Consider the following 18,934-nt stretch of genomic DNA (forward strand, 5'->3'; position numbering starts at 1 on the left):
TTCACGCCGCCGGTTGAGCCCGATGCAGACGGTGCGTGGGTAAACTGCCGGACCTCAGAGCCATTGCGAGGCGGCCTCGAATGTCCCATCCGAGTCGAATACCCGGCGACTCGCCCCTGCCTCAGGACAATGCACGGGCGCGGCTGACGCTTGCCCGCAAATGGTCATATCGTCTGCTCAGCGCCGTGGCGATTCCCCTGGGTCAGGAAGATCTCGACCAGGAACTGCGCGGCCGGCTCGATGTGGTGTGTTCCGTGCTGCACGAGGAACCGTTCAAGACCGGTCCGATCGAGGCCGTCGGCGCGAATCTGGTCACGCTCGGCCACCTGGGCGCCTCCGGCCTGCGGTGCACCGCCGAGGTGCTCGGCAAGGGACTGCTCTCGCTGCCCGAGTTCCAGCCGGTGGAGCGGTACGCGGAACGGATCGCGCTCGCGATCGGCGCGCTGGGGACCGGGTTCACCGCCGCCAACACCGAGTCCGTGCTGGCCCAGCAGGAAAGCCTGCAGAAGTCGTTGCTCAAGGCGGTCCGCGACGCGAACTGGAACCTCAAGGAGAGCGAGGCCCGGTTCAACGAGGTCGTCACCTCGTCCAGCAACGGCGTGCTGATCGTCGACCTCGAAGGGCGCCTGCTCCGGGTGAACGCTGCGGTCGTCGACATCCTCGGTCACACCGCGGAGGAGCTGACCGGAACGCTGCTGCTCGACCTCATCGAGCCCGGCTTCGCCGAGATGCTGGGCGAGGCGATGGCCGACCTGGTCAGCGGCACCGCGGAGCGGATCAGGCAGTCGCAGCGGATGCTCCGCAAGGACGGTGACGCCGCGCGGTTGTCGTTGACGGCGTCGTTGCTGCGCGGTGCGGACGACGAACCGAGCCACTTCGTCGTGGTGGTGGAGGACGGCACCGAGCTGGAACTGCTGCAGAGCGAGATCAAGCGGCAGGCGTTGCACGACGTGCTGACCGGGCTGCCGAACCGGCAGTTCTTCACCACGCAGCTGGAAACCCTGCTGCGCAAGGCAGATCCCGTGTACGGCGTCACGGTGTTCCACCTCGACATCGACGCGTTCGGCATGGTGGGCAACAGCTTCGGCGGCCGGGTCGCCGAGCGGTTGCTGCAGCACGTCGCGCAGCGGCTGCAGGCGGTGATGTCGCAGGAGAAGGCCATGATCGCCCGGTTCGACGGCGACGAGTTCGGTGTCCTCGTGGAGAACACGGCCGGCACGCCGGACGTCGGCGCGATCATGAAGAGCATCAACGACGACCTGCTCGAACCGACCTATGTGGACGGTCACGGGCTGGCCGTGTCGATGAGCGCGGGCGTGGTGCACCGCCCTGCCGCGGACGCTGAACCGGTCGATCTGCTGCGTGCGGCGGACACGGCCCTGCGCAAGGCGAAGGTGCGCAGGCGCGGGCAGTGGGAGGTGTTCCACCCCGGCCAGGACGCTCTCGACCGCCGTGACCACGCCGTGGCCGTGACGATGCCGGGTGCGTGGGAGAACGGCGAGATCACCGTGCGGTACCGGCCGATCGTGCGGCTGGCCGACGGGGACGTCAGCGGGGTCGAGGCGGCGTTGCACTGGGACCGGCCCGAGGCCGAGGTGCTGGAGCACGACCGGTGCGCGGGGCTCGCCGAGGAGACCGGGCTGATCCTGCCGCTCGGCGAGTGGCTGCTGCGGGTCGCGGGCGGGCAGTCGGCGTGGTGGCGGCAGCGCGGGCAGTTCGACCGGTCGCTGGTCGTGCGGCTCACCGCGCACCAGTCGTCCGACGCGGACCTGGTCTCACGCGTGGTGCGGGTGCTGGAGGAGACGGGGCTGGAGGCCAACCGGCTGGCGGTCGGCATGCCCGCCGACGTGCTGCTGCTGACGGACGCGGCCGACAACCTGGCGGTGCTCGCCGGCCTGGGTGTCCACGTTGGACTCGACAACTTCGGGCTCGGACCGCTCGATCCCGCGGCGGTGGCAGACCTCCCGGTGAAGTCCGTGCGGGTGGCACCTGCTCTGGTCGAGCGCCGATCCGCCTACGTGACGGCGTTGATCCCGCTGGTGCGCGAGTCCGGCGTGACGGTCGCGGTCGACGGGATCGTCAGCGGCGAACAGGCGCAGTGGTGGCGTGCGGCGGGCGCGGACTTCGCGACCGGCGCCCACTTCGGCACACCGGTGCCGCCGGGGGACTTCCTGAAGCGAGTGGAACCCCGGTGACCGGACGGGGTCGGGGTCACGTCCGGCCACCGGAGGGGACCGCTACCCGGTGAAGGCCGTCAGGGCCTTGGTGAACTCGTAGGAGCCCTGGCTGATGCCGGAGCAGGAGTCGCTCATCGCGCCGCAGTTGCCCTTGTCCCGGTTGACCGCCCAGAACGAGACGCGGGACAGGTGCTTCGAGTTCGCCCAGCTGATGATGTCGCGGAAGTTGGCCGGGGTGACGGTCTCGCCGGTGTCGGTCTTGCCGTTCATCGAGGAGAGGCCGCTGCGCCGGTAAGCCGCGTCGTCGGAGAGTCCGAACGTGGACTTGATGTGGTTCTTCAGCCCGTCGACCGCGCTCTTGGTCTTGGCGGCCATGTCACCGCCGCTGCCGAAGTCGAACGGCATGACCGCGAACGTGTCGATCGGCGCGCCGAGTTCCTTCGACCGGGTGATCAGGCGCTTGCCCCAGCTGTTCGGGCCGGTGGCCTCGGTGGGCATGGTGATGACGACCTTGAGGCCCGCGTTGTTCTGCTTGACGATCTTCAGGGCGCCGAGCACGCGGTCCTGCACGGTGTTGTTCTCGAACTCCTGCGCCTCGATGTCGATGTCGATCGCCTTGAGTCCGTAGGCGTCGATCACCTTCTGGTAGGCGCCCGCGAGAGCGCCGGCACTCGAACACTTCTGCCCCAGCTTGTTGCCGGACCAGCCGCCGATCGACGGGACGGCCTCACCGCCGGCCGCGCGGATGTTGCTGATCAGGGTCTTGTCACTGCCCGTCAGCGAGCGGGTGCCGTCCCACTTGGGGTTGCAGCCGCCGTCGCTGAGGATGAACGCGAGGGTGAACGACTTGATGCCGGTCTGCGACATCACGCTGGTCGCGCTGGGCACGCTGCCCCACTGGTAGAGGTAGGGCGCGGCCAGAATCGGGTTCACCGCGGCCTGGGCTTGCGCGGGAAGAAGCATCGCCGTGCACGCGGCAGCGACAGCGCCGACGAGGAACCGCTTCATTCTTGTCCTCCAAGACTGCTCGGTCCAGGGCGGCGGAGCTGGCAGTGAGGGGGCTTGCAACGTGCTCAAAAATGGACTAGACCACCTCTCTCTGTCAAGAAGGTAGACGAAATCCGCCGGTGCTCCGTCCGGCGGGCGTGACTGATCTTGTCGGTGCAGCGTGGTGAAATCGAGGCGTGGCACTTCCACCCCAGCTGGTCCGCCGGAAGCCGGAGACGCGCCCGCGTCCCCGGTGGGACGCCGCTGCCCGGCGGGTGTTCGCCCAGCCCGGCTTCCTGCGCGTGCTCGGCGGTCCCGGGACCGGCAAGACGACGCTGCTGGCCGAGCTGGCCGCGCACGTCGTGCTGGAGGAGGGTGCCTCGCCGGAGAACGTGCTGGTGCTGACCGCGAACCGGCGTGCGTCCGTGGCGTTGCGCGCGCACATCACGCGGTTGCTGACCGGGAGGCTGTCGACGATCCGCGAGCCTTTGGTGCGGACCGTCCACTCCTACGCGTTCGCGGTGCTGCGCAACCAGGCGGTGCTGCTGGGCGAGCCGCCGCCGCGGTTGCTGTCCGGTCCCGACCAGGACGCGATGGTGCGCGAGCTGCTGGCCGGTGACGTCGAGCTGGGGGCGCTGCGGTGGCCCGAGCGGTTGCGGCCCGCGCTGGAGCTGCCCGGCTTCGCGCACGAGCTGCGCGACCTGCTGTTGCGGGCGGCCGAGCGCGGCCTGGGGCCGGAGGACCTGATCGAGCTCGGCGAGGAGCACGGGCGGGACGAGTGGGTGGCCGCCGGTGTGTTCGGGCAGCAGTACGAGTCGGTGAACCTGCTGTCCGGGATGGACTCGGCGACCGCGTACGCCCCCGCCTACGACGCGGCCGAGCTGGTGTCGTCCGCGTACGCCGCGTTCGTGAACGACGAGGACCTGCTGTTCGCCGAACGGCGGCGCGTGCGGTACCTGCTGGTCGACGACGCGCAGCACCTCGACCCGATGCAGTACTCGCTGATCAGGTCGCTGGGCTCGGGTGCCTCGCGGTTCGTGCTGGCCGGTGATCCGGACCAGGCGATCTTCACGTTCCGCGGTGCCGACCCGGAGATCCTGCGGGACGTGCCGGGCGAGACGGTCGTGCTGACCCAGTCGCACCGGATGATGCCGGAGATCCGCGACGCGGTGGCGCGCCTGGCCGCCCGGCTGCCCGGTGCCTCGCCCACGCGCAAGGTGCTGCCGGTGGACGGTGAGGGGTCCGTGCAGGTGCGGCTGCTCGCGTCGGCCGCGCAGGAGGCGACGTGGGTGGCGGACCAGCTGCGCCGCTCGCACCTGGCCGACGAGGTGCCGTGGTCGCAGATGGCCGTTGTCGTGCGGTCGGCGACGTTGTCCCTGCCGGTGCTGCAACGGGCGCTGCTGGCCGCCGGTGTACCGGTGGCGGTGGCGTCCGACGAGCTGCCGTTGGCGCAGCAGCCCGCCGTGCGTCCGCTGCTGGCTCTGGTGCGTGCCGCGGCGGTGCCCGGTTCGCTGGACGAGGACACGGCGGCGATGCTGTTGTCGTCGGCGTACGGCGGCGCGGATCCGTTGGCGCTGCGGAGGTTGCGCCGTGGTCTGCGCCGGCTGGAGATGGCGGCGGGAGGTGACCGTCCCTCGGGTGAGCTGCTGGTCGAGGTGGTGGAGACGCCCGACCGCCTGGCCGCGCTGGAGGACGTCGAGTCGCTGCCCGCGCGGCGGATCGCGCACCTGTTGTCGTTGGCGCGCAAGGCGATCGAGGACGGCAAGTCGGTGGAGGTCGTGCTGTGGGACCTCTGGACCGCCTCGGGCCTGCAGGACCGCTGGGTGGCGCAGTCGGCCCGGCGCGGCATGCCCGGCATGCAGGCGGACCGCGACCTCGACGCGATCGTGGCGCTGTTCGAGGCGGCCGCGAAGTACGTCGACCGCCTGCCGGGCTCGGGCGTGGCCGGTTTCGCGGACTACCTGGAGTCCCAGCGGATCGTCGGCGACACCCTGGCCGCCTCCGCCCCGACGGGTGAGGCGGTGTCCGTCCTGACCGCGCACTCCGCGGCCGGCCGCGAGTGGGAGGTCGTCGCCGTGCCGGGCGTTCAGGAGGGCAGCTGGCCCGACCTGCGGCTGCGCGGCACGGTTCTGGGCGTCGAACGCATGGTGGACGTCCTGGCGGGCCTCGAACCGTCCGTGTCGGCCGTGGCGCCGATCTTGGCCGAGGAACGCCGCCTGCTGCTCGTCGCCGCCTCCCGTGCCCGCTCGAAACTGCTGATCAGCGCCGTGCGCGGGGAGGACGAACAGCCGTCGCGCTTCCTGGACGAGATCGAGTCGTCGGCGGAGGAGGAGCGAAAGCTGCACCGCCCCCAGCGCGGCCTGGTGCTGGGCGAGCTGGTCGGCGAACTGCGCCGCGTCGTCTGCTCGGACACGGAACCCGCGGACCGTCGTTCGCGGGCGGCCGCGCAGCTCGCCCGCCTCGCCGAGGCGGGGGTGCCCGGCGCGCACCCGGAATCCTGGTACGGCCTGGCGGACGTCTCCGTCGATGCTCCACTGTGGACGGAGGAGCAGAAGGTCAGCGTGACACCGTCGACCATCGAGGTGATCACGAAGTGCCCGCTGCGCTGGGTGGTGGAGCGGCACGGCGGCCAGGACCCGGCCGAGCTCGCCTCGGTCACCGGCACCCTGGTCCACGCCCTGGCCCAGGCCGCCGCGTCCGGCGCCGACTCGGCCCAGCTGCGCGTGAAGCTGGACGAGGCCTGGGCGGCCGTGGACGCCGGCGCCCCGTGGTTCTCCCGCCGCGAACGCCTGCGCGTGGAACGCATGCTCGACACCTTCCTCGCCTGGCTGACCATGAGCCGCAGTCAGCTCACCCAGGTCGCGGTCGAGGAGGAGATGGTCGTGGAGGTCCCGAAACGCGACGGCGGCCCGTGGCTGCAGGTCCGCGGCCGGGTCGACCGCCTGGAACACGACGAGGACGGCCGCCCGGTCGTGATCGACATCAAGACCGGCAAGAGCCCGGTCTCCCGCGAAGCCTCCCAGGAACACCCGCAGCTCGCCGTCTACCAGCTGGCGACGTCGCTGGGCGGCTTCACCCACATCGGCCTGGGCACCGAACCCGGCGGCGCCCGCCTGCTGTACGTCGCCAAGGAGGACAAGAAGACCGGAGCCGTCGAACGCACCCAGGCCCCGCTGGACGAACAGGGTGTCCGCGCGTGGCTGGAGGTGGTGCAGGGCGCGGCGGAGTCCGTGCTGGGACCGAACTACACGGCGCGGGAGAACGCGGACTGCGACCGCTGCCCGGCACGCACGACGTGCCCGGTCCACCCGTCCGGGCGCCAGGTGAGCGAGTAGGGCTGCTGACCTGCGCGTTTCGCGCCGCAGAACGGTCGGCGAACACACGAAGCCGGGTGCTGCGGAGGCGCGCGGCCCAGGTAGGAAGATGTGTTGGTGACGTTGCTCAGGACCTGTGACCGGACCGTCGCCCCGCGCGACGTGCGGCTCGGGGCCTTGAACGCGGCCTGCCGGGTGCTCGATGAAGGGTTCCTTCATCCACCTCAGGTGCAGGAAGGTTCCCTTCATCGACGTCGAGCATCCGGGCTGGTCGGCCGATGACCGTCAGTCCGTTCGAGATCGCTGAAGCCCTTGGGCTCAACAAGCCGACCCCGGAGCAGGCCGAGGTCATCGCCGCCCCCACGCAACCGGCGCTCGTCATCGCCGGCGCGGGCGCGGGCAAGACGGAGACCATGGCCGCCAGGGTCGTGTGGCTGGTGGCGAACGGCATCGTGCTGCCCGACCGCGTCCTGGGCCTCACCTTCACCCGCAAGGCCGCCCGGCAGCTGGCGGACCGGGTGCGCGCACGACTCCGCAGGCTCGCCGGGTCCAGTCTGCTCGACGAGCTCGACCCCAGCGGCGAGCGCAAGATGGCGGTGCTGACCGGCGAACCCGTGGTGCTCACCTACCACGCCTACGCCGGTCGGCTGGTGACCGAGCACGGGCTCCGGCTGCCGGTCGAGCCGGGCGTTCGGCTGCTCACCGAGACGGCGAGCTGGCAGCTCGCGCACCGGGTCGTGTCGACGTGGGCGAAGGACCTCGACACCGACAAGGTGCCGGCGACGATCACCGGGTACCTGCTGGCGCTCGCGGGTGAGCTGGGTGAGCACCTCGTCACGCCGGAGGCGTTGCAGCAGCACGCGGACAAGCTCACGAAGCTCATCGAGAACGCCCCGAAGGCGCCGCGGCAGCGCGACGCGTTGCCGGAGAAGCTGCAGGACGTCATCAGGGCGCAACGGCTCCGCGTCGCCCTCCTCCCGCTCCTGGAGGCGTACCAGCAGCGCAAGCGCAAGGAGGCGGCGCTCGACTTCGCGGACCAGATGTCGCTGGCCGCGCAGCTCGCCGCGTTCAAGGAGGTCGCGGAGGGCGAGCGCGAACGGTACGGCGCGGTGCTGCTCGACGAGTACCAGGACACCGGGCACGCGCAGCGGGTGCTGCTCAGGAGTTTGTTCGGGGGCGGCAAGCCGATGCCGGTCACGTCGGTGGGCGACCCGGCGCAGGCGATCTACGGCTGGCGCGGGGCCAGTGCGGCGAACCTGCCTCGGTTCGCGGACGACTTCCCGCCGACGAAGAAGTTCGGGCTGCTGACCAGTTTCCGCAACCCGCCCGAGGTGCTGGAGCTGGCCAACGCGGTGTCGTTGCCGCTGCGGGAAGCCGGGCTGGACGTCGAGGAGCTCAAGGCACGACCCGGCGCCGGGCCCGGGGACGTGCGGCTCGCGCTGCACGCGGACATCCGCCAGGAGCTCGACTGGATGGCGGACAACCTCGCGGCGCAATGGGAAGCGCATCTGGATGCGGAAGGGGCGCCGCCGACCGCGGCCGTTCTCGTCCGGCGGCGGTCCGACATGGCGGCGATCGCGGCGGCGTTGCGGGAACGCGGGCTGCCGGTCGAGGTCGTCGGGCTGGGTGGGTTGCTGGACGAGCCCGAGGTGCGCGATCTCGTTTCGGCGCTTCGGGTTCTCGTCGATCCGCTGGCGGGCACGGCGGCGGCTCGGCTGTTGACCGGGTCGCGGTGGCGGCTCGCGGCACGGGATCTGGCGGCGCTCTGGAGCAGGGCGCGGGAGCTCGCCGGAGTCCAAAGCAGACAGTCTGTTGTGGATGATCCGCTGCTGGTGCTGGCGGACGCGCTGCCGGGTGAGCACGCCGAGCAGGCCGGGCTGGCCGACGCGCTGGACGACCCCGGCGACCCGGACGCGTACTCGCCGGACGGGTACCGGCGCATCCGCAGGCTCGGCGGTGAGCTGGCGGCGTTGCGGCGCAGGCTGGACCAGCCGTTGCCCGAGCTGGTGGCGGACGTCGAACGGACGTTGCTGCTCGACATCGAGGCCATGTCGCGGCCGGGCATGGTCGGGCGGGCGCACCTCGACGCGTTCTCCGACGTCGTCACGGACTTCGCGGCGGCCAGTCCGTCGGCGACGCTGCCGTCGTTGCTGGACTACCTGTACGCGGCCGAGCACGCCGAGGACGGGCTGGAGCCCGGCGAGGTCGAGGTGTCCGAGGACCGCGTGCAGATCCTCACCGTGCACTCCGCGAAGGGCCTGGAGTGGCGGATCGTGGCGCTGCCGCACCTGGTGAAGGACGTCTTCCCCGGCCGCAAGAAGTCGTCGTGCTGGCTGAAGTCCGTCACCGAACTGCCGGCGGACCTGCGGGGTGACGCGCAGGACCTGCCCGTGCTGAGGCTCTCGGCGGGCTTCAACCGCAAGGAGGTCGACGAGGCGCTCACGATCCACGCGGAGGAGTTCGAGGACCGCAGGCTGGTCGAGGAACGCCGGCTGTTCTACGTCGGCGTCACGCGGGCCGAGCACAGCCTGCTGATGTCCGGGCACTGGTGGTCGGAGGCGGGCGACAAGCCCAAGGGGCCGTCGGTGTTCCTGCGGGAGATGCACGACGTCCTGCAACGGGACAACCCGCCGGGCGACATCAGCGTGTGGGCCGACGAACCGCTCCCCGACACCCCGAACCCGCTCGCCGAGGACGTGAAGACGCGGCTGTGGCCCGCCGACCCGCTGGGCAAGCGGCGCGACGCCGTCGTCGAGGGCGCGCAGATGGTGCTGGCCGCGCTGGACGCCCTGCGCAACGCCCCGCCCGAGCCGTTGCCGCTGATCTTCGAGGAACAACAAGAAGCGACCTCAGCACCAGAGGACGAGGACTACCCGCCGCCCGACGAGCCGCCCGACGAGGACTTCCCGCCGGAGCCGGAACCGCTGCCGGACGACGTCGTGCCGGACGACCCGGAGATGCCGGAGGAGGACGACCCGGAGGGCTGGGCGAAGGACGTCGACGTGCTGCTCGCCGAACGGGCGGCGTCGATGAACCGGCGCGAACAGGTGGAGCTGCCCGACCACCTGTCGGTCAGCCAGCTCGTCGAGCTCGCGAAGGACCCCGACCTGCTGGCCCGCCGGCTGCGGCGCCCGCTGCCGTTCCCGCCGAACCCGCTGGCGCGTCGCGGCACGGCCTTCCACACGTGGCTGGAGAACCGCTTCGGCGCCACCAGGTTGCTCGACATCGACGAGCTGCCCGGCGCGGGAGACGCCGACGCGGCACCGGACGCCGACCTCGACCGCCTGAAGGAGGCGTTCCTGCGCAGCGACTGGGCGAACCGGACCCCGCACGACGTCGAGGTGCCGTTCGAGGCGGAGTTCGACGGGATCTCGGTGCGCGGGCGGATGGACGCCGTCTACAAAGACCCGGACGGCTGGACCGTTGTGGACTGGAAGACCGGCGCGGTGCCGGATGAGGAGGCGCTGCCGGCGTTGTCGGTCCAGCTCGCGGCGTACCGGCTGGCCTGGGCGGCGCTGATGGGGGAGCCGCTGGAACGGGTCAGGGCCGCGTTCCACTACGTGCGGCACGACCACACGCTGCGCCCGGCGGATCTGCTGGACGAGCAGGGGTTGAAGGACCTGATCAGGTCTGTGGGCTAGTGCTGGCGGGAGCGTGCGCGGCCTTCAGCACGCGCTCGTACAACACCTCGAGCAGCCACCGTCCGAAGAGGGACGGCCCGAACTCGGACGACCTGTCCTCGGGCGGCACCATCAGGTCCGCTGAGGACTCGTCCCCGACCACGACACCGATGCCGTAGTAGTCGAGCTCGATGTACGACCAGGCCTGCGACTCGTCGGAGCGCGGGAGCATCACCGCGCAGGGAGCCAGCGTCAGCAGGGTGCCGCACGACTGCAGGGCGCGGTCCGTGGTGGACTCGCTGACCAGCACGCCGACGAGCTCGACGGCCGCGACGGGCAGGCGGTCGTGCACGGCGGGCTCGAACCAGGAGCGGAACCAGGACGGGTCGGCGCGGGGCGGCCAGCCGTTCTGGGTTCTCCAGTCGTGGACCTCGGGCAGCAAACGCACCACCGCGGACACCTGCTGGCCCAGCACGGCGACGTCGGGAACGACGACTCCGTCCCAGCCGAGCGCGGTCGCGGCGCGCTGAAGAAGCGTCTGCACAGGGCGCATCCTAGGGTTCCTCGCGCGGAAAATGACAGCGTTGCGGGATGCTTGGTTAAGGATTACCCAGGGTGGTCATGGGGCCGCTTTGGCCACTTTCCAGGCCCAAGCGACGAGTGGAATCTGTAGCGGCAGGCGACCATACGCCAATGCGCGCGCTTTTGGCGACTTGGACCGGAAATCCAGAGCCATTTTCACGTTCGCCGGGAACACCGCCACGAAGAACGCGGCGGCCGCGAGACCGCCCAGCCGGCGCGTGCGCGGGGCCGCCACCGCCGTGGCCAGGGCCAGTTCCGCCGCGCCCGACGCGTAGGTCCACTGCCGCGGCGTGCCGGGCAGTGCGCGCGGCACGATCGCGTCGTAGTACTTCGGCCTGGTGAAGTGGGTCGCTCCCGCCAGACCGAGCAGTGCGGCGAGCGCCAGCGCCGACCTCGCTCGGGACCGGTTCGGTTCCATGCGGTCACCCTGTCATGCCTACGCCACGTAGGCGATACGGCCCTGGCCTATTCTCCACGGGCGTGGCAGGTGATTCTCATCATCCCGAACGCGCCGCGGTGGCCGCGCTGAGCGACTCCTTCGTCGCCGGGCTCCGCGAGTGGATCAAGATCCCGTCGATCGGCGTCGATCCCGAACACCGCGTCGACGTGCGGAGATCCGCCGAGTGGCTGGCCGGGCAGCTGCGCGAGGACGGCTGGCCGGAGATCCAGATCTGGGACCACGGACCGGCCCTTCCCGCCGTCTACGCCTGCTGGCCCGCCGAGGACCCCGGCGCGCCGACGGTGCTCGTCTACGGCCATCACGACGTGCAGCCGGTCGATCCTGTCGAGCGCTGGCACCACCCACCGTTCGAGCCCGTGACCAGCGGTGACGAGCTGCACGGCCGGGGCGCGAGCGACGACAAGGGCCAGGTCGCGATGCACCTGCTGGCGGTGAGGGCACATCTGGCGGCAACTGGACAGAATGCGCCGAGCGTCACGCTGAAACTCTTCGTGGAAGGCGAGGAGGAATCAGGTTCTCCGCACCTGCGAAAGCTGCTCGAAGCGCACGAGGAGGACCTCGCCTGCGATCTCGTGGTGTTCACCGACACCGCGTTGCACGACCGCGACGCGCCTACGGTGAACACCGGCCAGCGCGGTGTTCTCGGCGGCGAGATCACGTTCTTCGGCGGCACCGACGACGTCCATTCGGGACGGGCGGGCGGTGCGATCCCGAACCCCGCTACCGCGCTCGCGAGGTTGATCGCCGCGCTGCACGACGAGAACGGCCGGATCACGTTGCCGGGCTTCTACGACGACGTGCGCGAGCCGTCCGAGTCCGAGCGCGAGGACTACGCCGAGCTGCCGTTCGACGAGCAGAAGTGGCTGGCGCACAACGGTGGCGGCGCGCAGGCCCTCGCCGGTGAACCCGGCTACACGACCCTGGAGCGGATCTGGGTCCGGCCGACCGCCGAGATCAACGGCCTGAGCAGCGGCTACACCGGTCCCGGCCTGAAGACGATCATCCCGGCGACCGCGACGGCGAAGCTCAGCTTCCGGCTCGTGCCCGACCAGCTGCCGGAGAAGGTCGCCGACGGGCTCAGGGAGTTCGTCGCCAAGCACACACCGGCGGGCATCCGCGCGGAGATCAGCTTCCGCGGCGAGGGCGTGCCGCCGTACGCGATCAGCCCGGACGACCCGGCCAACGCGACCGTGAAGGAGGCGATGGAGCTGGCGTTCGACCAGCCCGTGCGGTTCGCGCGCGCCGGTGGCTCGGGGCCGGCCGCGGTGCTGCAGGCGTGGCTCGGGGTGCCCCTCGTGTACCTCGGCGCGACCTTACCGGATGATCGCGTGCACGCGCCGAACGAACGCGTTGTGGTGCCACTGCTCCTCAAAGGCGCGGAAGCGGCGGCTCACCTGTGGCGGATGCTGCCCGAGAGGTTGTCACGATGAGCCTGACTGACGAAGCGTCGCACTCGCTCGTCGGCGTGATCCGGATGCCGGACCAGGCCCAGAGCCCGGTCCGCGCCATCGTGAAACGCGTGATCGGTGCGATGGCGGCGCTGCTGCTCGCCGTCCTGATCGTCTACCTCGACCGGGACGGCTACCGGGACGTCAACGGCGACGGCGTCTCCCTGCTCGACTCCTTCTACTACGCGACGGTGTCTCTCTCGACGACCGGCTACGGCGACATCACGCCCGCGTCATCGTCCGCACGGCTGGTCAACGTCCTGGTCATCACGCCGTTGCGCATCCTGTTCCTGATCGTGCTGGTCGGCACGACACTCGAAGTTCTCACCGAGCGCTCCCGTCAGGCGTTGCGCATTCAGAAGTGGAGGCGGGTCGTGCGGGACCACGTCGTGGTCGTGGGTTACGGCACCAAGGGCCGCTCGGCGGTCGCGGCGCTGCTCGGCGACGGTGTCGAGCCCGGCTCGATCGTCGTCGTGGACACCGTGCAGGAGTCCCTCGACGCGGCCTCCGCCATCGGGCTCGTCACTGTCCATGGCTCCGGTACGCGCAACGACGTGCTGAGGGTCGCCGGTGCGGCCCGAGCGCGCGCGATCGTCGTCGCCCCCAACCGGGACGACACGGCGGTGCTGGTGACGTTGACCGCCCGCGAGCTCGCCCCGAAGGCGCAGATCGTCGCGTCGGTGCGGGAACGGGAGAACGAGCACCTGCTGCGGCAGTCCGGCGCCGACTCCGTGGTCGTCTCGTCGGAAACGGCGGGCCGCCTGCTAGGCATGGCCACGGCGACGCCGTCCGTGGTCGCGATGGTGGAGGACCTGCTCACGCCCGACGCCGGGCTGGCGATCGCCGAGCGCGACGTCGAACCCGGCGAGGTGGGCGGGTCGCCGAGGCACCTGTCGGACATCGTGCTGGGCGTGGTGCGGGGCGGGAAGCTGTACCGCGTCGACGCCCCTGAGGCGGACGCGATCGAGCCGGGTGACAGGCTGCTCTACGTCAAGAAGGTGACTCCGCCCGGCGGGGAGTAGGCAGCACCGCCGGCGCTCGCAGTGGCGCGTAGCGGAAGAGGAACGCGTAGAAGCCGCCCGCCAGCGCTGCGAGGCACAGCAGCAGCGCGGTGAGGCGGCGTCCGACCGGCGGTCCGGCGGGGACCGAGGCGGCGGAGGACACCATGTCCTTGCCGGTGTTCACGACTTCGAGGGTTTCGCCCTTGCGGTGGCCGCAGCCGTCCAGCCGCGCCTGCTTCTTCTCACCGTTCGCGTCCCACTCGACCTTGTCCGTGCCCTGGCCGCACGAACCGGTCTCGACGACGGTCGCGGTGACGGGTCTGGGAGGTGCTTCGGCGCCCAGCACCTTGGCGGGCACCAGAAGCGCGACCGCGACCCCGATCCCGACCAGTCCGACGACCAGCAGGATGAACACCCATCTGTCCGGGCTTCGCGGAACCGCCACACTGCGATGTTCGCAGACGCGGCGGTCCGCGTGGAGCCCAGGTTTACTTCGGCAGCTGACGCAGCTGCTCGACCTTGACGGTCTTGCCGTCGGACACGGTTCCGGTCACCGCCACGAGGTCGCCGTTCTTCGGCTTCTCGTTGACGCCCGACAGGTCCAGCGGCGTCTGCAGGCCGTCGACCTGCACCAACGTGGCGTTGTTGCCGTTGACGTCCTTGATCGTGCCCTGCTCGTGAGCCTTGGCCAGCGCCACGTTCAGCGCCTTGCCGTCCTTCACGCGCACGGTCACGCGCTGCTCGGCCTTGAGCCCGTTGAGGTCGCCGCCACGCAGCTTCGTCGAGCCGTCAGTGGTCAACGACACTTCGCTGCCGTCGTCCTTGATGATGTTGAGCTTGCCGGACTCGACCGACTTCACGCGTCCGACGACGAGCGTGCCGCCCTTCTGGTTCGCCTTGCCGGGGTGGCCGGGCTTGCCGGGGTGGCGCTCCGCGAACGCCGCGGGCGGGCCGGAGGAGTTGTCGGCCGCCGTCGCGACCGCGATGCCGCCGACGGTGAGTCCGGCGGCCGCGACGATGGCGCCGGCCCACGCAGATTTCTTCGACATGAGTCCGATGATGCGCGCGCAATCTGAGCGTGAGCTGAAGGCGAGTCGCCCGAACGCCGGATGATCAGCAGAATGAGGAGGTGTCCGCCAGGGTGTTGGTGATCGAGGACGCCGAGGCGATCGGCGCCGCGGTGTCGTCCGCGTTGCGCGAGTCCGGTTTCGAAGTGCAGCACCGGTTGGACGGGCGCCAGCTGGAGAACGACCTGGGCCGCTTCCGGCCCGACCTCGTCGTGCTCGACGTGATGCTGCCCGGCCGCGACGGCTTCCAGCTGCTGGAAGTGATTCGGAGGTCTTCCGGTGCCGGCGTGGTCATGCTGACCGCGCGCGACGCCGTGCCCGACCGGCTGCGCGGCCTGTCCGGCGGCGCCGACGACTACGTCGGCAAACCGTTCGTGCTGGCAGAGCTGGTGGCACGGGTGTCGGCCGTGCTGCGTCGCCTCGGGCGGACGCCGTCCACCGTGCAGGTCGGGGACCTGGTGGTGGACGCCGACGCCGGTGTCGTCATGCGAGCCGATCAGACCATCGAGCTGACCGCCACCGAGCTGCGGCTGCTGGTGTACCTGGCCGCTCAGCGCGGGCGTGTGGTGTCCAAGACCCAGATCCTGACCGCCGTGTGGGGGTACGAGGACTACGACCCCAACCTGGTCGAGGTCCACATCAGTGCGGTGCGGCGGAAGCTGGAGGAGCACGGACCGCGGTTGGTGCACACCGTGCGCGGCCTTGGGTACGTGCTGCGGGCCGAGGAATGAACCTCCGCACGGTCTCGCTGCGGCGCCGGGTCGCCGTCTCGGTGCTGCTGGTGCTGTTCCTGGTGCTGGTCGCTCTGGTCATCTCGGTCGACCGGGCGTTCGAGAGCCTGTCCAACCGGGACGTCGACGGGGTGCTCCGGGACGCCGAGACGCGGGCCGTGCAGGCGTTGATGCACGGAACCCCGCCGCGCGAGGTCGTGCGTCAGCTGACCAAGCGGAACGTGCACGTGACGATCGAGCTGCCGAACGGGACCGTCGTCGGCACCGCGCCCGAAGAGGGGCCGTACCAGCGGAAGGTGCGGAACGTCGGCGCCAACAGGGTCACGCTCTACGCGGACACCGAGGCCATCTCGCAGGCCCAGACCCGGCTGCGGAAGCTCTTGCTGATGCTGGGGCTCGGGGCGATCGGCGTCACCGGGCTGTTGATGATCATCGTGGTGCGGCGGGCCTTGTCGCCGTTGGACGCCATGACGTCGTTGGCTCAGGCCATCGCCGCCGGGCATCGGGGTGGACGGTTGAACCCTTCCCGCACGGACACCGAGCTGGGGCGGACTGCCGCGGCGTTCGACGGGATGCTGGATTCGCTGGAGGGGTCGGAGCAGCGGACTCGGCGGTTCGTCGCTGACGCCGCTCACGAACTGCGCACGCCCATCACCGGGGTTCAGGCCGTGGCTGAGGCTCTGGTGCAGGCGCCGGTGGATTCGCCTGACCGGGACCAGATGTCGTTCCTGCTGGTTCGGGAGGCCCGGCGGGCTGGGCGGCTGGTCGACGACCTGCTGGCGTTGGCCCAGCTGGATGCCGGGTACGAGATGCAGCGGGAACCCGTGGACCTGATGGGGCTGGCCGAGGCCGAGGTGGCTCGGACTCGGTTTGTCGCGCCCGACTTCGACATCGCTGCTTCCGGGGAGCCGGTCACCGTCATCGGGGACGGGCAGCGGCTGGCCCAGGTGCTGGCCAATCTGGTCGACAACGCTCGGCAGGCCACCGGGCCTTCCGGGGCTGTTCGGATCTCGGTGGATTCTGGTGGGTTCACCGTCTCCGACAACGGGCCCGGAGTGCCTGAGGCTGAGCGGGAGCGGATCTTCGACCGGTTGGTTCGGTTGGACGACGCTCGGGACCGGCGGTCGGGCGGGTCCGGGCTGGGACTGGCCATCGCTCGCGGGGTGGTGCGGGCTCATGGCGGCGATCTGGTCTGTCTGCCTTCCGAAGGCGGGGCGGTTTTCCGTGTCTCCCTACCCGTTCTCGGTCCGCAGGTCGAGCCCGAACGTGGATGAACGGCGCTCTTGTCCACCTCAGATGGACAAAAGCGCCGTTCATCGACGTGGCGACGCGGCGGTCAGGCGACCGCTTTCGCCGGTGCCGCGAACGTGTTGCAGGCCGTGGTCGAGTTCGACTTGAAGCCCGCGACGGCCCATTGGGCCTGGTTCGTGGCTGAGCCGTGGGCGTTGTTCTCGGGTTTTTCCTCGACCGCGTACTGGAAGTCCTCTTCCGCCTGGCGGGCCAGGACGGCGGAGATGGAGCCCTTGCCCGCCGCGCTCGTGAGGAACATGCCCGCGAAGCAGTTGGCCTGGAGTTCGATGCGGCGCGACATCTCCAGACCGGCCGGGGTTTTCTCGCCCGCGTCGGTGATCTTCAGGTCGGCGGCGCGGAGCAGGCCCGTCATGGCCTGGACGTGGTGGCCGTACTCGTGGGACAGCGTGGCCAGGTGGGTGGCCGGGGCGTCACCGCCGCCGTTGTCGCGCAGGCGGGAGGTGGGCATGTAGATCGTGCGGTTGCGGCCGCAGTAGTAGGCGACTGCGTGGTCGGATTCCGGGGCCGCGCCGCACGGGCCGTCCTTGAGGATCGGGGCGGCGTCCAGGGAAGGTTTTTCGAACGGCAGGTTCGCCGAGGTGAGGAGCGGGCCCCAGGCTGCGTCGAGGCATTCGACGCCTGCGGCGTAGTAGGCGGCCAGCTGCTGGTCCGAGGTGCCGAACGGCGGGAGGACGCAGGTGATCGGGGCCAGGGAGACCGGTGTCGTGAGGAACGGGTGGTCTGCCAGGCGGTAGACCGCGCGGGGGCGGACCGGGGTGGAGGGCTCGGTCGACGGCGAGGTGGCCGGCCGGGAGCCGGCCAGGGCGTGGCCGTTCAGGACTCTGGGGCGGGTCAGTTGACCGATTCCGAGGACGAAGGCGACCACCAGCACGAAGACTGCCCCGAGGACGACCGGGCTGTTCTTGGCTGGTTGGGTCACGTTGGCACCTTTCGGGGCTAGGAGACTGAGCCTGCGTCCGCTGCCCAGGTGTTGCACTCGGACGCCTTGTTCGAGCGGTAACCGCGGTCCACCCAGTTCGCGTTGTTCTCGGGTGTGCCGTGGTCCTTGGTCGGATAGATGTCGTAGTCGCCGCGGTTGCCCGCGTCGGTCAGGCCTACTCGGATCACGTCCATCGGTACTGCGCCGTGCGAGAAGGAGGCCAGGGTCATGCCGCCGAAGCAGGTGGCCTGCAGCTCCATCCGGCGGTTCAGGTCGAGGCCCTTCGGAGTATCCCACCCTCCCGCGTCGTACTGCGCGCGGTCCGATGCTTTGAGCATGCCGGTGAGCCACTGGATGTGGTGGCCGTACTCGTGCGAGAGCTGGCCCAGGTACTTGCCGGGGTGGTTCGGGTTGTTCGGGTTGCGCTCCGCGGCGTAGGCGTTGGCGGTCCAGTAGATGCCGCCCTGGCAGTAGCGCGCGGTCTGGTCAGGACGGACGGTGCCGCACGGGTACTGCATGGTCTCGGTGACGATGTGCAGCTCGACCGGCTGGTACGGGAGGCCGGCGGCCGCCAGCGCGGGCTTCCACATGCTCTCGATGCACGGCAGTGCGGCGCGCAGGAAGCGGTCCTGGCCCTCCGGGGAGTAGTCCATGGCGGGCAGCGGGCAGCCGCTGATCGAGTTCGCGCCGAAGTTCGGCTTCAGGAACGGGTGGTCGGCCAGGGCGTAGACGGCCTTCGGGCCTGCCGGGGTCGCCGAGGTCGACGGCGTGCGGGAGGCTGAGGGTGACGGGGCCGTGGTCGACGTCGTGGCCTCGCTGGTGGTCGTGTAGCCGACGGTGGGGCTGTAGGTCGTGTAGTTCTGGTAGCCCGCGTCCTTCACCTTGCTGTTCAGGGTTGCCGCGAAGATGCCGACCGCGCCGAGTCCCAGGATCACGACTCCGCCGAGGATCAGGGCGACGATCGGGCCGTTGCTCTTCTTGCGCGGCGGCATCGCCGGGTACGGCGCGTAGCCGGGCTGGTAGCCGCCGGGTGGCGGGCCCCACGTCGGTTGCGGGGGCGGCATGATCTGGCCCGGTGGGGGCGGCGGAGGGCCGTACTGGCCGTACTGGGGGTGTGGCGGGGCCTGCGGCGGCATGCCGTACGGGGGTGGTGGTGGGCCCTGGGGCGGACGCTGGCCCAGCGGCGCGGGCATCGGCGGAGGGCCGACCGGGCGTGGCGGCGGCCAGTTGCCCGGTGGCGGTGGTTGCGTCATCGCCTGAGGTCCCCCCATTGGTGAGCCAGGGTCGGGTACGAGCATAGGCGGAGCGAGATCGCGC

14 protein-coding genes are annotated in these 18,934 nt (G+C 70.7%); 7 read left to right on the forward strand and 7 right to left on the reverse strand.

Going from position 1 to position 18,934, the window contains the following annotated elements; translation table 11 throughout:
• Positions 1-185 precede the first annotated feature (185 nt).
• The gene (locus tag ABZV40_RS24195) at positions 186-2,195 is read left to right on the forward strand and encodes an EAL domain-containing protein (protein WP_355445578.1); all 2,010 of its coding nucleotides are present in this window, start codon (positions 186-188) and stop codon (positions 2,193-2,195) included.
• Positions 2,196-2,237: 42 nt separating this feature from the next.
• On the opposite strand, the gene ABZV40_RS24200 is transcribed toward ABZV40_RS24195, so the two are convergent.
• Positions 2,238-3,185: a chitinase gene (locus ABZV40_RS24200; RefSeq protein ID WP_355445581.1), complete on the reverse strand. Its 948-nt coding sequence runs from the start codon at positions 3,183-3,185 to the stop codon at positions 2,238-2,240.
• A gap of 176 nt (positions 3,186-3,361) precedes the next feature.
• Between ABZV40_RS24200 and ABZV40_RS24205 the strand changes: the two genes are divergently transcribed.
• On the forward strand, positions 3,362-6,499 hold the full coding sequence (locus tag ABZV40_RS24205; protein ID WP_355445584.1) for an ATP-dependent DNA helicase: 3,138 nt from the start codon (positions 3,362-3,364) through the stop codon (positions 6,497-6,499).
• Positions 6,500-6,756: 257 nt separating this feature from the next.
• On the forward strand, positions 6,757-10,119 hold the full coding sequence (locus tag ABZV40_RS24210) for an ATP-dependent DNA helicase (protein ID WP_355445587.1): 3,363 nt from the start codon (positions 6,757-6,759) through the stop codon (positions 10,117-10,119).
• Here ABZV40_RS24210 and ABZV40_RS24215 read toward each other — a convergent pair.
• Together ABZV40_RS24215 and ABZV40_RS24220 are read right to left on the reverse strand one after the other, a co-directional pair.
• On the reverse strand, positions 10,103-10,642 hold the full coding sequence (locus ABZV40_RS24215) for a hypothetical protein (protein ID WP_355445590.1): 540 nt from the start codon (positions 10,640-10,642) through the stop codon (positions 10,103-10,105). The genes ABZV40_RS24210 and ABZV40_RS24215 overlap by 17 nt on opposite strands.
• 75 nt (positions 10,643-10,717) lie before the next feature.
• Positions 10,718-11,098 (reverse strand): hypothetical protein, encoded by a 381-nt coding sequence (locus ABZV40_RS24220; protein WP_355445593.1) that lies wholly within the window; start codon positions 11,096-11,098, stop codon positions 10,718-10,720.
• A gap of 62 nt (positions 11,099-11,160) precedes the next feature.
• On the opposite strand from ABZV40_RS24220, the gene ABZV40_RS24225 reads away from it, so the two are divergent.
• Positions 11,161-12,570 (forward strand): M20/M25/M40 family metallo-hydrolase, encoded by a 1,410-nt coding sequence (locus ABZV40_RS24225; RefSeq protein WP_355445596.1) that lies wholly within the window; start codon positions 11,161-11,163, stop codon positions 12,568-12,570.
• Positions 12,567-13,610 (forward strand): potassium channel family protein, encoded by a 1,044-nt coding sequence (locus ABZV40_RS24230; RefSeq protein ID WP_355445599.1) that lies wholly within the window; start codon positions 12,567-12,569, stop codon positions 13,608-13,610. The genes ABZV40_RS24225 and ABZV40_RS24230 overlap by 4 nt, the downstream gene beginning before the upstream one ends.
• On the opposite strand, the gene ABZV40_RS24235 is transcribed toward ABZV40_RS24230, so the two are convergent.
• Both ABZV40_RS24235 and ABZV40_RS24240 read right to left on the reverse strand, forming a co-directional pair.
• Positions 13,579-14,034, reverse strand: coding sequence for a hypothetical protein (locus tag ABZV40_RS24235; RefSeq protein ID WP_355445602.1), 456 nt, complete (start codon positions 14,032-14,034; stop codon positions 13,579-13,581). The genes ABZV40_RS24230 and ABZV40_RS24235 overlap by 32 nt on opposite strands.
• Positions 14,035-14,077: 43 nt before the next feature.
• Complete coding sequence (locus ABZV40_RS24240; RefSeq protein WP_355445604.1) at positions 14,078-14,638, reverse strand: hypothetical protein; 561 nt, start codon at positions 14,636-14,638, stop codon at positions 14,078-14,080.
• An 80-nt stretch (positions 14,639-14,718) separates the two neighbouring features.
• On the opposite strand from ABZV40_RS24240, the gene ABZV40_RS24245 reads away from it, so the two are divergent.
• A complete protein-coding gene (locus tag ABZV40_RS24245) occupies positions 14,719-15,387 on the forward strand; it encodes a response regulator transcription factor (RefSeq protein WP_355445606.1) in 669 nt (222 codons plus the stop codon).
• Complete coding sequence (locus tag ABZV40_RS24250; RefSeq protein ID WP_355445609.1) at positions 15,384-16,661, forward strand: HAMP domain-containing sensor histidine kinase; 1,278 nt, start codon at positions 15,384-15,386, stop codon at positions 16,659-16,661. The genes ABZV40_RS24245 and ABZV40_RS24250 overlap by 4 nt, the downstream gene beginning before the upstream one ends.
• A gap of 62 nt (positions 16,662-16,723) precedes the next feature.
• Here ABZV40_RS24250 and ABZV40_RS24255 read toward each other — a convergent pair whose 3' ends face one another.
• Together ABZV40_RS24255 and ABZV40_RS24260 are read right to left on the reverse strand one after the other, a co-directional pair.
• The gene (locus ABZV40_RS24255) at positions 16,724-17,617 is read right to left on the reverse strand and encodes a neutral zinc metallopeptidase (RefSeq protein ID WP_355445612.1); all 894 of its coding nucleotides are present in this window, start codon (positions 17,615-17,617) and stop codon (positions 16,724-16,726) included.
• A gap of 17 nt (positions 17,618-17,634) precedes the next feature.
• Positions 17,635-18,870 carry a neutral zinc metallopeptidase gene (locus ABZV40_RS24260; RefSeq protein ID WP_355445615.1) on the reverse strand — a complete coding sequence of 412 codons (1,236 nt, stop codon included), beginning with the start codon at positions 18,868-18,870 and terminating at the stop codon, positions 17,635-17,637.
• Positions 18,871-18,934: the final 64 nt, after the last annotated feature.

The organism is Lentzea sp. NPDC004782, assembly GCF_040609115.1.
In the GTDB taxonomy this organism is placed as follows: domain Bacteria; phylum Actinomycetota; class Actinomycetes; order Mycobacteriales; family Pseudonocardiaceae; genus Lentzea.